11 protein-coding genes are annotated in these 13,327 nt (G+C 59.7%); 8 read left to right on the forward strand and 3 right to left on the reverse strand.

Going from position 1 to position 13,327, the window contains the following annotated elements:
* The first annotated feature begins 62 nt into the window (after positions 1-62).
* On the forward strand, positions 63-2,711 hold the full coding sequence (locus ACYQ3M_RS03015; protein ID WP_460034572.1) for an EAL domain-containing protein: 2,649 nt from the start codon (positions 63-65) through the stop codon (positions 2,709-2,711).
* Here ACYQ3M_RS03015 and ACYQ3M_RS03020 read toward each other — a convergent pair.
* Positions 2,680-3,624, reverse strand: coding sequence for a hypothetical protein (locus tag ACYQ3M_RS03020; RefSeq protein ID WP_460034573.1), 945 nt, complete (start codon positions 3,622-3,624; stop codon positions 2,680-2,682). The two genes, ACYQ3M_RS03015 and ACYQ3M_RS03020, sit on opposite strands and share 32 nt — an antisense overlap.
* Complete coding sequence (locus ACYQ3M_RS03025; RefSeq protein WP_460034574.1) at positions 3,621-4,550, reverse strand: sulfotransferase domain-containing protein; 930 nt, start codon at positions 4,548-4,550, stop codon at positions 3,621-3,623. Before ACYQ3M_RS03025 ends, ACYQ3M_RS03020 begins: the two co-directional genes overlap by 4 nt.
* 132 nt (positions 4,551-4,682) lie before the next feature.
* On the opposite strand from ACYQ3M_RS03025, the gene ACYQ3M_RS03030 reads away from it, so the two are divergent.
* From ACYQ3M_RS03030 to ACYQ3M_RS03055, 6 genes are all read left to right on the forward strand, one after another.
* Positions 4,683-5,816: a mitochondrial fission ELM1 family protein gene (locus ACYQ3M_RS03030; RefSeq protein WP_460034575.1), complete on the forward strand. Its 1,134-nt coding sequence runs from the start codon at positions 4,683-4,685 to the stop codon at positions 5,814-5,816.
* A 115-nt stretch (positions 5,817-5,931) separates the two neighbouring features.
* Positions 5,932-7,500, forward strand: coding sequence for a Re/Si-specific NAD(P)(+) transhydrogenase subunit alpha (locus ACYQ3M_RS03035; protein WP_460034576.1), 1,569 nt, complete (start codon positions 5,932-5,934; stop codon positions 7,498-7,500).
* Position 7,501: 1 nt separating this feature from the next.
* Positions 7,502-8,893 (forward strand): Re/Si-specific NAD(P)(+) transhydrogenase subunit beta, encoded by a 1,392-nt coding sequence (pntB, locus tag ACYQ3M_RS03040; RefSeq protein ID WP_460034577.1) that lies wholly within the window; start codon positions 7,502-7,504, stop codon positions 8,891-8,893.
* Between the two features lie 457 nt (positions 8,894-9,350).
* Complete coding sequence (locus tag ACYQ3M_RS03045; protein WP_460034578.1) at positions 9,351-9,479, forward strand: hypothetical protein; 129 nt, start codon at positions 9,351-9,353, stop codon at positions 9,477-9,479.
* A 111-nt stretch (positions 9,480-9,590) separates the two neighbouring features.
* Positions 9,591-11,186 carry a glutamate--cysteine ligase gene (gene gshA / locus ACYQ3M_RS03050; protein ID WP_460034579.1) on the forward strand — a complete coding sequence of 532 codons (1,596 nt, stop codon included), beginning with the start codon at positions 9,591-9,593 and terminating at the stop codon, positions 11,184-11,186.
* Positions 11,183-11,893 (forward strand): phosphoadenylyl-sulfate reductase, encoded by a 711-nt coding sequence (locus tag ACYQ3M_RS03055; RefSeq protein WP_460034580.1) that lies wholly within the window; start codon positions 11,183-11,185, stop codon positions 11,891-11,893. The genes gshA and ACYQ3M_RS03055 overlap by 4 nt, the downstream gene beginning before the upstream one ends.
* On the opposite strand, the gene cysB is transcribed toward ACYQ3M_RS03055, so the two are convergent.
* On the reverse strand, positions 11,890-12,864 hold the full coding sequence (cysB, locus tag ACYQ3M_RS03060) for an HTH-type transcriptional regulator CysB (protein ID WP_460034581.1): 975 nt from the start codon (positions 12,862-12,864) through the stop codon (positions 11,890-11,892). The genes ACYQ3M_RS03055 and cysB overlap by 4 nt on opposite strands.
* Before the next feature lie 129 nt (positions 12,865-12,993).
* Between cysB and fdxA the strand changes: the two genes are divergently transcribed.
* The gene (fdxA, locus tag ACYQ3M_RS03065; protein WP_460034582.1) at positions 12,994-13,323 is read left to right on the forward strand and encodes a ferredoxin FdxA; all 330 of its coding nucleotides are present in this window, start codon (positions 12,994-12,996) and stop codon (positions 13,321-13,323) included.
* Positions 13,324-13,327 lie beyond the last annotated feature (4 nt).

Genomic DNA, 13,327 nt, shown 5'->3' on the forward strand with positions numbered 1-13,327 from the left:
TATAGCGCAACCTCCCCTCAAGCGCATAATTACCATAAGAAAAATAGAGATTTAGCCGAGGGATGGACGCGAATAACCCTTTTCTAACCCTGACTAAGCCGTTGAGCGTCGCGCAAGCCTTGAGCGACCAGATTCGGCGCGCTGCTCCAGAGGATCGACCGGTGCTCGAGCGGCTGCCCGATCCTACCGTGTTTGCGGTGTTCGATGGGGAGCGCTTTTTGGGGTTGGTGACCGCCGATCAGGTCGCTGCCCAACCGAACCGGATCCTCGCCGACTTGCTTCTCAAGCCGCCGCCTGTGCCGCTTTCCCCTACTACCCCGGTAGAAGTTGCCAAACGCCGTCTGCAGATCGAACGGCTCGGCGCGCTCCCCGTGGTGGACGAGGACGGCCGGTTCCTGGGTGCGGTCACCTTGGTGAGCGTGCTTGAAGCCTTGTTGCACAAGGAGGTCAGGATCCAACAAGAGGGGCCGGCTTTCCTGGAGGACTGGCGCAAAGAGCACGAGCGGCTCAAGGTCGCTTTGCGCAATTCTCAAGACTTGTACGAAGCGGGCAAGCGCCTTCTCGAGGTCTCATTGCGAGGCGGCGAGCGCCAGCTGTTCCAGGCCGCCCTGGAGCTTTTGTGCTCCTTAATTTTGGCCCGGTATGGGGCGTTGGCGATTTTGGGCCCTGAGGGGGAGATCGCGCAGTTTTTGTTCTGGGGAATCGATCCGGAAACGGCCGCCAAAATCGGCCGCCTGCCGGAGGGCAAAGGGCTGCTTGGGCCTGAGGTTTTGGGCAAGTTGGGGTCTTTGCGCCTAGAAAATTTGGCCGATCATCCTAAAGCCGCTGGGTTTCCCGAGCACCATCCGCCGATGCGGAATTTGGTGGCAGCGCAGATCGCCCACGCCGGTCAGGTATTGGGGCGCGTCTATCTGTGCGACCGCAAGGACGGTGAGCGGTTTTCGGCCGAAGACGAGTTCGAGGTCAAAAGGTTTGCCGAGTTTTTGGCGCTTGTCTTAGTTGAACGGCAACAGCGCAGGCACTTGGAGCAGCAGCAAAATTTGGCGGCCAGGGTGTTCGAGCAGGCCAGCGAGGGCATTCTCATCACCGACGCCAAACAGAATATCGTGTACGTCAACCCCGCGCTGGTTGCCATCACCGGTTACCGCAAGGAGGAACTGCTCGGTAAAACCCCTAAAGTGTTTCAGTCTGGCCACCACGATCGGGAATTCTACCGCAAGATGTGGCAGAGCCTTAAAGAGATCGGCCAGTGGCAGGGAGAAATTTGGAACCGACGCAAGAACGGGGAGGTGTATCCGGAATGGCTTAGGATTTCTGTCCTCGTCGACGATCAAGGTCAAGTAAGCCACTATGTGGCGGTGTTTGCGGACCTGTCGCAGCGTATTTGGGGGGAACGCCAGGGACTGGAACGGCTGGTGCATTTTGATCACTTGACCGATCTGCCCAACCGCCTCACCTTCCGCGCCGAATTAAGGCAAGCCATGCTGCACACCCGCTTCACCGGCAAATTCATCGCCTTGCTTTTGCTCGACCTGGACCGGTTCAAGGCGATCAACGACAGCTTGGGGCATCAAGTGGGCGATTGCCTCCTGCAGCAGGTCGCTCGGCGGCTTAGAAGCGCGGTGCGCAAGCAGGAAGCCCCGCGCTTTGGCGATGTGGTCGCGCGCTTGAGCGGGGACGAATTCGCCATTATCCTGAACGATCTGGAGTCTCCCCAAGCGGCCGAAGGGGTCGCTGCAAAACTCTTAGAACGCTTCGCCCAACCGTTTCAGCTTGGGGAAGTGGAGAAAAAGGTGAGCGCAAGCTGCGGCATCGCCGTCTATCCAGGCGACGCCCAAAGCCTGGATGAACTCATCCGTCACGCCGACTTTGCCCTGTATCAGGCCAAGCGTTTAAATAGCCGCCTCTGCCGCTACGACAGCGCGCTCCATGCCGCAAACTCGCGCCGGTTGAGGCTGGAGGAGGCGCTCTGCCAGGCGCTCGCGCGGAGGGAATTTGAACTCCATTATCAGCCCCAGATCGAGCTAAACAGCGGCCGGGTCGCCGGGCTAGAGGCCTTGTTGCGCTGGTCCCCTGCGGGGCTTGGCCCGGTCAGCCCGGCCGAGTTCGTCCCGCTGCTGGAGGCACGCGGGTGGATAGAAGAGGTAGGGGAATGGGTGCTGCGCCAGGTCGTTACCGACTATCCGCAGGTGCGCGCCAAGTTCGGACCGATCCCGGTAGCAGTCAACGTTTCGGCGCGCCAGTTGAACGATCGCCTCGTGGCTTTTCTCGAGCAGGCGCTTGTCGGGTCTGAGCTTGAGCCTTACTGCCTGAAGCTCGAGCTCACCGAATCGGTGGCGATGGCGGATCCCGAAGCCGCGATCGAGACCTTAGCCAAGCTGCAAAGTTTAGGGGTTGGCACCTTAATTGACGACTTCGGCACCGGCTACTCTTCGCTCAGTTACCTGACCCGCCTGCCCTTAGCCGGCTTGAAGATCGACCGCAGCTTCGTCTGCGGCATGACCGAAAATCCACACGACCTTACCGTGGTCTCGAGCCTCATCAACTTAGGCCACAGTTTGGGGCTCAAGGTGACCGCCGAAGGGGTCGAGACGGTAGCGCAATACCGCAAGCTCAAAGAGCTCGGGTGCGACTGCGCGCAGGGGTTTCTAATCGGCAAACCCGCCCCGCTTACGGCGCTTATGCTGCCTGTCTTGCCCAGCCCAGATTGAGCGGATCGCCCGGAGGTCCTAGAGGTGGGGTTTTTTCCAGCACTTCCAAGGCGTCGTGGCGGATGTGATTCTGGCGCATTTCCTCTTGCAGCCGCTCTTCGGTAAGGATGCCTTGTTCTAGGCATTCCTTCAGCAGGCCGAAGAACAGGCGCTCCTGGTTGCGGTCGGGATGGCGCTTGTAGGTGCCGAGCAGGGCGTGGTCGCCGAAAAGCCTTCGGCGCGCGCGCATCAGCCAGCCGATGGGAGGAAACAGGCGGAAGCGCTCGTTGGGCGTCCAGTCGATGGGAAGCCCGGTCTTCCACGGCTGGGTTAATCTGCGCGTGTTGTGCAGGAGTTTGGTGCGCGGGGTAAGGCGGTCGAAATCGTTCCACTCCGGCTCGAACAAGCCGATGGAGGCGGTCTCGGTGCGCAGCCCGATCCAGTCCATGTAATCGAGCTTAAACTCAAACAGCGCCCGAAACTGCTCCTGCCAGCGCCAGTGGGTGAGCTTTTGGCAGTCTAGGAGCATCACGCTCGAGGCGTAGCAGCGGTCCAGCCACCATTTGGGGCCTGTGCGCCTGCGGCACAGGATCGCGTGCCCCTGCATGTCGCGCGAGAGCAGTTCCCAGATATCGCCTACGGCAAAGATGTCCGGATCGACCACCACCGCCCGCCCCTGGTAACCCATGATCTCCGGCGGGGCAAAGCGCAAAGGAGTGAAGGATTGCAGGTCCTCGTTGCGCCAGAGCCGCTTTACACCGTCGCGCAAGAAAGGTTTGCCCTCCATCTCGCGAAAAATAGGGTAGTCCTTATGGTGGATGATGCGCACATCGAAGCGGTCGGCATGAGCCGAGTTGCGCTTCATCGAATACTGCGCGACCAGAGCGCCGAGGTATTGTTTGTGATTGGTGTGGATGAAAACGCAGTAGTTCATAAGCTGGCCACCTTGGAAGTCGTTGCGGTATAGCCAAACATAGGGTGCAGGCGTTCCAGCAGCGCATCGATCGCCGCGGCCTGCGCGTCGTCGAAATAATCGCGCCAGCCGCCCACTTTGGCGCGGCGCACCTTGTAAGAATCGGGATTGGACTTGTCCTTAGGGATCAGGCGGCTGCCGCTGAGCCAGAACTTCTTTTCCTGCTCTAATTTGCGCATGTTTTCCACCGAGGCGTAAGCGACGGCGTCTTCGATTTCCGCCGCACTCCCCGGTGTTCCCAGAAAGTCGGTGATGCGCCTAAGCTCTTTGGCGGTGTCAGCGCGTAAGTCCTCATAGCGGACCAGCAGCAGAGAACGGAACTTGGGGATTTCCCGCGCCCAGAGGTTTAAAAACTCGATGATCTTGGGCAGGCCGCAGTCTGGGTTCATGACGAAGTCGAACAAGGAAACCTCTTCCCCGTGCGGCGGGTAGCGGTTGAGGTCTTTTTTGCCCGGGCGCATGCGGAACTTCCACTGGAAAAACTGCGATACGGCCACGTCTCTTGGGTCGCGCACGAGAAGCACGACCTTGCGGCCGTAGTAATCGACTTTGGAGTCGGCGTGTCCCGTGTAATCTTTCAAGTAGTTGTCGTGCGTAAAGAACAGTTTGGGAATGGCCGGGTGTTTGCGGTGCAAGTTGTCAAAACCCAACAACTGCTGGGTACGCAAACGGTGCTTGGTCTGATAAAAGCGCGACAGCATCACCCGCAGCCAGGTCCGGCCGCTCTTCCCATAGGAGACGATCACCGCATCGCACAAAGCGAGCTTGCGCGCCTCTTCGCGGCCGCGCAGATACCGTTCCAGCGCGATCTGCCGCGGTTTGGACAAAAACGGCGCGGTAGCGGCCAGGATCAAAAAACGCGAGATTTTCTTCCACAAAAGATACATGGGCGGTTTTCCAAAAGGCTTTCTTTGAAAAGCATTTTAACAATCGGCTTGTTTTAAGTCACAGACTGTAGTAGATTTGCGTCAAAAATACAATTTGTTGTTTTTTTGTCGGATCAAGCGGGGTGTTGGTCCATGTTGAACCGCCGGCTAACTCAGGAACCCTTCGCTGCAGCGCCTCGGGTGTGGGTGCTGCTCAACCACCGCGCGGGCGAAAACTCCCAAGTGCTGGCGCTGGCCGAAACCTTGGGTTGGCCGTTTGAAGTCAAGCGCTTTGCGTATCGCCGCGGCGTGCCGTACCTGCTGCTTAAGGCGTCCTTGGCCGGAATTCGGAGGCAGCAATCCGATCCGCTCACCCCGCCTTGGCCCGATTTGATCATTTCCGCCTCCGCGCGCAACGAGCCCATTTGCTTCTGGATTCAAAACCAAGCCGCCAAAGCCGGCAAGCGGGTGCGGCTCGTGCACATCGGCCGGCCCTGGAGGCGCCTAGAGCGCTTCGATCTGGTCATCACCACGCCCCAGTACCGTCTCCCGCAGCGGCCCAACGTCCTCCACAACAGCGCCACGCTGCATCGGGTCACCCCGGCGCGCCTGGCTCAGGAAGCGAGCTACTGGCGGCCCAAACTGGCGCACCTGCCGCGGCCTTACGTGGCGGTTCTGATCGGCGGCTCAAGCGGTCCTTACGTTTTGGACCGGGCGGCGGCGCGGGTCTTGGCGGTGCAGGTGAACGAGCTGGCGGGCGCCCTTGGAGGCTCGCTGCTGGTGACCACCAGCGCGCGCACGGCAAGAGGGATTTTGGAGGCGTTTGCGGCGCAAATCACGGCTCCAGCGCATCTGTTTGGCTGGTCGCGCGCGCGCGCGGACAACCCCTATTACGCCTATTTGGCCCTGGCGGATCAGATCGTAGTTACCGGCGACAGCGTTTCCATGTTGACCGAAGCCTGTGCCACCGGCAAGCCGGTGCACATTTTCGACCTTGGGCGAGTCCATCGGCGCTGGGTCGATCTGAGTATCGACCGCCTGCGCGCTTTGGTTTACCGCTGGGCAATGGATTGGGCGCCAAAGCGTTTGACGCGCGATCTGGCCAAGGTCCACGAACGGATGATCGCCGAAGGTCGCGCGGTTTGGCTGGGCGATCCTCTTCCCGGAAGGGAAAGCGCCGATTTCGCCGACATGCGCCGCGCGGTGGCGCAAGTGCGCTCCTTGTTCGTGCCAGAGTCGCAAGGGCTTTTAAGCTCTTGCGCGGCGATGAACCCGGCGTTTTTTTAGGCGCTAAGGTTTTTGCTGCTTGACCCTTTCTGGCGATTCTGCTTAGGATGGCGGCGGCAAAACCTGCCCAAGTCATTGTGTGCCTGAAAAAACGAATGAGAGGAGAACAAAAGCAATGAAAATCGGGGTGCCTAAAGAAGTCCACCCGGGAGAGCGCCGGGTGGCGGTCACACCGCAAGTGGCCGAACAGCTGCAGAAATTGGGGTTTGCCGTGGCAATCGAGGCCGGCGCCGGAGCCGAGGCCAATTTCCCCGACGACGCTTACCGCGAGGTAGGGGTGGAAATCGTCGAGGACGCTCGCCGCTTATGGGCGGAATCCGACGTCGTCTTGAAAGTCCGCCCGCCCGAGACGCATCCTTACTGCGGCGAGGAAGCGTATTTGCTACGCGAGGGCGGGACCTTGATCGGTTTTATCTGGCCGGCCCAGCATCCTGAGCTGCTGGAAAAGCTTGCAGCCAAAAAGGCCACCGTCTTGGCGATGGACTGCATCCCAAGGATCTCGCGCGCGCAGAAGATGGATGCTTTAAGCTCCATGGCCAACTGCGCAGGCTATCGGGCGGTGATCGAGGCGGCCGAGCATTTTGGCAGCTTCTTCACCGGCCAGGTCACCGCCGCGGGCAAGATTCCGCCGGCCAAAGTGCTGGTCATCGGCGCCGGCGTGGCGGGTCTGGCGGCCATCGGGGCGGCGGTGAGTCTGGGGGCGGTTGTGCGCGCTTTCGACGTGCGCCCGGAGGTGCGCGATCAGGTCGAAAGCTTGGGCGCCGAGTTCCTCCAGGTCGAGATGCCCGAAGGAGCGGTCAAGACCGAAGGCGGCTACGCCAAGGAAGTGAGCGAGGAGTTCGTCCGCCGCGAGATGGAGCTTTTCGCCCGCCAGGCTATGGAGGTGGACATCATCATCACCACCGCCCTGATTCCGGGCAAGCCTGCGCCCAAGCTGATCACCAAAGCGATGGTGGAGACCATGAAGGAGGGCAGCGTGATCGTGGACCTGGCGGCCGAGCAGGGGGGCAACTGCGAGCTCACTGAGCCGGGCAAGGTGGTGAAAAAATACGGCGTCACCATCGTCGGTTACACCGATCTTCCCAGCCGCATGCCGACCACCGCCAGCCAGCTCTACGCCACCAACCTGCGCCATCTTTTGGCCGATCTGTGCCCGGCAAAGGACGGCCATATCCACGTCAACATGGACGACGTGGTGATTCGCAGCGCGACGGTCATGAAGGAGGGCAAGATCACCTGGCCGCCGCCGCCCATCCCGGTCTCCAAAGAGGAAAAACCGGCCGGCGCCGTGGCGGCCCCGCCGGTCGAAGCCAAAAAGGCCAAGCGCAAGCTCCCCACCGCGTGGTTCCACGCAGCGCTCATGGCCCTTGGGGGATTGGGGTTGTACGGCATCGGCCTGGTCGCGCCGGCGGAGTTTTTGGCGCACTTTACCGTGTTCGTGCTGGCGTGCTTTGTCGGCTACATGGTGATCTGGAACGTCACGCCGGCTTTGCATACCCCCTTGATGAGCGTGACGAACGCTATTTCTGGAATCATCGTGATCGGCGCTTTACTCCAGATTTCCTCGCCGGGCGTGGTGCTCAAGCTCTTGGCTTGGGTGGCGGTGCTGATCGCCAGCGTCAACATCTTTGGCGGGTTCTGGGTGACGCAGCGCATGCTCGGCATGTTCCGGAAGGGGGTGTGACATGCCCGCAGGCGTCATTCTCGTTTCGTATATTGCCGCGACCGTTTTGTTCATCCTGGCCCTTAGAGGCTTGAGCCATCCGGAGACCGCCCGCCCCGGCAACCTCTACGGCATCCTCGGCATGGCTCTGGCGATTCTCGCTACGGTGCTGTCGGAGCGCGTGACCACGTACGGACTGGTCGTTTCGGCGATGGCCATCGGCGGAGCGGTGGGCGTGACTGTGGCGCGGCGGGTGCAGATGACCCAGATGCCGGAGCTGGTGGCGATCCTGCACAGCCTGGTGGGACTGGCGGCCGTACTGATCGGCTTTGCCAACTACATCGACCCCACCGCGAGCTTTGTAGGCGCTGCCAAGACTCTCCATGAGCTGGAGATTTACCTGGGCGTGCTGATCGGGGCGGTGACCTTTACCGGCTCGGTGGTCGCTTTTGGCAAGCTGTGCGGGAAAATCTCCGGCAAGCCGGTGTTGCTCCCGGCCCGGCATTGGATCAATCTGGCCATGCTGGTGGCGGCGGTGCTGCTTGGCAAGTGGTTCCTCAACGCCGAGAGCGTCGGGGTCGGGATGATCCCCTTGAGCCTGATGACCCTGATCGCGTTTGCCTTCGGGGTGCACATGGTGATGGCCATCGGCGGCGCCGACATGCCGGTGGTGGTGTCCATGCTCAACAGCTACTCGGGCTGGGCGGCCTCGGCCACCGGTTTCATGCTCGCCAACGACCTGCTCATCGTCACCGGCGCGCTGGTGGGTTCCTCCGGCGCGATCCTGTCCTACATTATGTGCCGGGCGATGAACCGTAATTTCCTGAGCGTCATCGCCGGTGGTTTCGGCACCGAAGGCGGAGCGTCGGCAGCAGGGGTGACAGGCGAGGTTCAGGCGATCGATCCGGAGGAGACAGCAAGCCTGTTGGCCGAGGCCAAGAACGTTATCATCGTGCCAGGCTACGGCATGGCGGTGGCCCAGGCCCAGTACGTGGTGGCCGAGATCGTCAAGACCTTGCGCGCCAAGGGCGTCAACGTTCGCTTTGGCATCCACCCGGTGGCCGGAAGAATGCCCGGGCACATGAACGTGCTGCTGGCCGAGGCCAAAGTGCCTTACGACATCGTCTTTGAGATGGACGAGATCAACGAGGACTTCCCCGAAACCGACGTTGCGGTGGTGATCGGCGCCAACGACATCGTCAATCCGGCGGCGCAAGAGGACCCCAACAGTCCCATCGCCGGGATGCCGGTGCTGGAAGTATGGAAGGCCAAAACCTGCATCGTGCTAAAGCGCAGCATGGCGACCGGCTACGCCGGCGTGGACAACCCGCTGTTCTTCCGCGACAACACGAGGATGCTGTTCGGGGACGCCAAAGACAGCCTGGAGAAGGTGCTCGCGCATCTGAAGCGGTAAGTTAAAACAGCGGGTTAGGGATGACCCGCTGTTTTGCCATCATTTGGGTGGCGTGGATGAGCGGGAATAATCCAAAAGTCAAACTTTGGTCTTGACTTCTTTATTAATTTTTGGTAGCCAAGGAATCCCGAACTTGAGTACGGTGAGGAGGAGAGTATGAGGAGGGTCTTGCAAATCCTTGTGCTTGTAGGAATAGCTCTGAGTTTGGTCGGCTGTTCAAACCCGGATAAGGAAACCCAAAGGCCACCGAGCAGCAGCTTTGGTGTAAAAATCGCCAACTGATTAAGCGAGGTTTCCTCCTAAACTCAAGGGATTTCCCTTGAGTTTTTTATGCGCGTTTTCCAGCCAGCTTAGGTTGTAAACATGAGTTGAATTTTTTATCCGATTTGGATATAAAGACGACGTGCGCCGAGCACAGTTGACTGTAAAATTTAATTAGCACGACGAGGAGGAAAACATGAAAAAGACTCTCGGTATCCTGGCGATCGTGTTGGCGACCTTGAGCCTGGTCGGTTGCGGCAACTCGCCCGATGGCGACAAGCAGCGCCTCTCTAGCGCCGATGTTTCCCCCAAGGTCTTAAGCTAAAGATCGAGTCGTCCAATACCTAAAGACTTATCTTATTGAACCCGGGCCGAGCCCGGGTTTTTTACGGGCTAACTTTTAATAAGCCTAGATCAAGAACCAGGAATCGCCGCGTTGAACGGCTTGTTTCATCAACGTCTTAAGCAGCTTGCCCGGCGCGCAGGCGCCGCCTTGCTGGCGCATGGGTTGGTCGGCTTGGAGAAAGAAAGCCTGCGCATTACCGCTTCAGGCCAGATCGCTAAGACGGCGCATCCCGAAGGCTTGGGTTCGGCCCTCACCCATCCTTACATCACCACCGATTATTCCGAGGCGTTGTTGGAATTTATCACTCCGGCCTACGCCGACGGTCTTGCCACTCTAGAGTTCCTGGACGAGATCCACCGCTGCGTTTACCGGCATCTGGCCCCTGAAGAGATCCTTCTGGTCACCAGCATGCCCATAGGCTTTGCGCGCGACGACGACATTCCCATTGCCCGTTACGGGAATTCTAACCTCGGGCGGATGAAGCACATTTACCGAGTGGGTTTGAGCTACCGTTACGGTCGCGCGATGCAGGCCATCGCCGGGATCCATTACAACTATTCGGTCGCCGAGGGGTTGTGGCCGATTCTGCAAGACATCTTCGCGGACGACCGCCCGCCGCGGGAATTTCAGGCGGCGGCCTATTTTGCCCTGATCCGCAACCTCAAACGCTACGGCTGGCTTTTGCTTTATCTATTCGGGGCGTCGCCGGTGGTGAGCCGGGCGTTTTTGGAGTGTCGGGGAGGGATTCCGGTCGGGTTCGCGCTGCTGGCGCCCGACACGTATGGCCTGCCTTACGCTACGTCCCTGAGGATGAGCGATATCGGCTACAAGAATCCGGCCCAAGCCGAGCTGTACATTTCCTGCAACACCCTGGAAGAATACGCCGACGGTCTGTGCCGCGCCATCGAGACCCCTTATCCGCCGTACCAGGCCATCGGGGTCAAAGTCGATGGCGACTACCGGCAACTCAACGCCAATCTCTTGCAAATTGAGAACGAGTATTACAGCCTCGTGCGCCCCAAGCAGCCGACTGAACCCGGCGAGCGGCCGACGCTGGCGCTGCGCCGGCGGGGAGTAAAGTACGTGGAAGTGCGGGCGCTCGACTTAAATCCCTATGAGCCTTTGGGGATCGACCTTCAGGCGATCTATTTCCTTGAGGCTTTTCTGCTGTACTGCCTGCTTGAGCACAGCCCGCCCCAAACCCCAAGCGAGAGCCAAGCAATCCAAGCCAACTTGCTCGCCACCGCCCGGCGCGGGCGCGACCCGAAGCTGAGTCTGGTCCGCGCGGACCGCGCGGTGCCTTTGCGCGCCTGGGCCGAGGAAATTTTTACCGCGCTTTTGCCTTTATGCGAGTTGTTGGACGACTCTTTACCGAGCAAACCTTATCGAGCCAGTCTAGAATTTCACCGGCAACGGCTTCTAAATTCTGAGCTGACCCCTTCGGCCAGGCTCTTGGCGCAGCTGCAGGCCAGCGGGCAGTCTTTTGCCCGCTTTGCCTTGAAGAAATCGCAGGAGCACGCCGCTTACTTCCGCGGACGCCCTTTGCCTCAGGATCGCCTGGCCTGGTTCGCGGGCATTTCCCGCCGGTCCCTGGAGGAGCAGCGGCGGATCGAAGCCGAAGACCGGTTGAGTTTCGATGAATTTCTCCAGAACTATTTCAGCCATACGTGTCGAAGCCAAACATGAGTTTTGACCTAGCCCATTGGCAAGGCGTTTTGGCCAACAAAAAGCCGCACGCCATCTTAAAAGCCGCTCTGGAGCAGTTTGAGCACGTCGCCATCGCCTTTAGCGGGGCCGAAGACGTGGTCTTGATCGATATGGCCTGCAGGCTGCGCGACCAGGTTCAGGTGTTTACTTTGGACACTGGCCGCCTGCACCCGGAGACCTATCGTTTTATAGAGCAGGTGCGCGAACGCTATCCAATCGAGTTGGACGTTCTATACCCGGATGCCGAAGAGATCCGCGATCTGGTCCGCCGCAAAGGCTTGTTCAGCTTTTACCGCGACGGCCATCAGGAATGCTGCCAGATCCGCAAGGTCAATCCGCTGCGGCGCAAGCTCGCCACCCTAGACGCCTGGATCAGCGGCCAGCGCCGCGATCAAAGCCCGGACACCCGTAAGCATTTGGCGGAAGTCGAGTTGGATCAGACCTTTACCGGGCGCAGCGGGGAGTTGTTCAAATTCAACCCGCTGGCCAACTGGACCTCGATCCAAGTCTTCGATTACATCGAGACCTTCAAGGTTCCCTTCAACGAACTGCACCTGCGCGGCTTCCGCAGCATCGGTTGCGAGCCCTGCACCCGCCCGGTCCTGCCCCACCAGCCCGAGCGCGAGGGGCGCTGGTGGTGGGAGGAGAGCGCCAAGAAGGAATGCGGCATCCATCGCAAGCCTTAGTGACAGGGAAGCTCGATCCCTTCGAACAGCGCGTCGATCTCGCGCTTATCGCGCAGTTTCAGCGCTTGCTGGACCCGCTTTGGGGTCAGGTGGGGGGCGAACAATTCGATAAAGTCGTAGATGAACCGGCGCACGAACATGTCCCGGCGCAGGCCGATCTTGGTGACGCTGGGACCGAACAGGTGACTGGCGTCTAGGGCGACGAGATCCTGATCGGCCTTGGGATCGTAGGCCATCTTGGCGACGATGCCCACGCCCAAGCCTAAGCGCACATAAGTTTTGATCACGTCGGCATCGACCGCGGTCAGCGCCAGGCGCGGTTGCAGGCCGTGCTGGGCAAAAGCTTCATCGAGCTTGGAGCGGCCGGTGAAACCAAAGACATAGGTGATCAACGGCCAGGCGGCGACGTCCTGCAAAGTCAAGGGTTGTTTTTCGCTCAAGGGATGCCCCGTGGGAACGAGAACGCAGCGGTTCCATTGATAGCACGGGAGCATCACCAGGTTCTCGAACAGCTCCATCGCTTCGGTGGCGATGGCCAAATCGACGACGCCGCGGGCCGCCAGATCGGCAATCTGCATCGGGGTGCCCTGATGCATGGTCAAAGCCACCCGCGGGTAGCGCGCCATGAACTGTTTGACCACCGGCGGCAAGGCGTAGCGCGCTTGGGTATGAGTGGTGGCGATGGCCAAGGTGCCGCATTGTTCGTCGCGATATTCCTCGGCGATGCGGCGGATGTTTTGGGCTTTGTGCAAGATTTCCCCGGCCAGTTCCACGATCAGCTTGCCCGCGGGGGTGATCTCGGTCAGTTGTTTGCCGTTGCGGGCGAAGATCGGAATTCCCAGCTCGTCTTCCAGTTGGCGAACCTGCTTGCTGATTCCAGGTTGCGAAGTGTACAGGCTTTCTGCGGTCGCCGAGACATTGAGGCCGTGGTGGGCGATTTCCCAGATGTAACGTAGCTGTTGGAGTTTCATCTGCGGATGGAGGATTATAAATATTCTTTTTTATTATATCTGGTCTTGCGGGTAAAAGCCTGCCCGTTTTTCGCCCTTAAGGGGCGGTGTATAATCAAGCGGTTTGAAATCACTTGCAGAGCTTTAGTCATGGCTTTCGTCGTCACTGAAAATTGCATCAATTGCAAGTACACCGACTGCGTGGACGTTTGTCCGGTCGATTGCTTCCGCGAGGGACCCAACATGCTGGTGATCGATCCGGACGAGTGCATCGACTGCACCTTGTGCGAGCCTGAATGCCCCGTGAACGCGATTTACTCCGAGGACGAGGTGCCCGAGGAGCAACGGGTATTCATCCAGCTAAACGCCGAATTGGCCAAAAAATGGCCGGTCATCACCGAAGTCAAAAGTCCTTTGCCGGACGCCGAAGAATGGAATGGCAAGCCGGGCAAGCTGAAGCTGTTGAAGAAAGAATGGTGAACGC

This window comes from Methylothermus subterraneus, assembly GCF_054656915.1.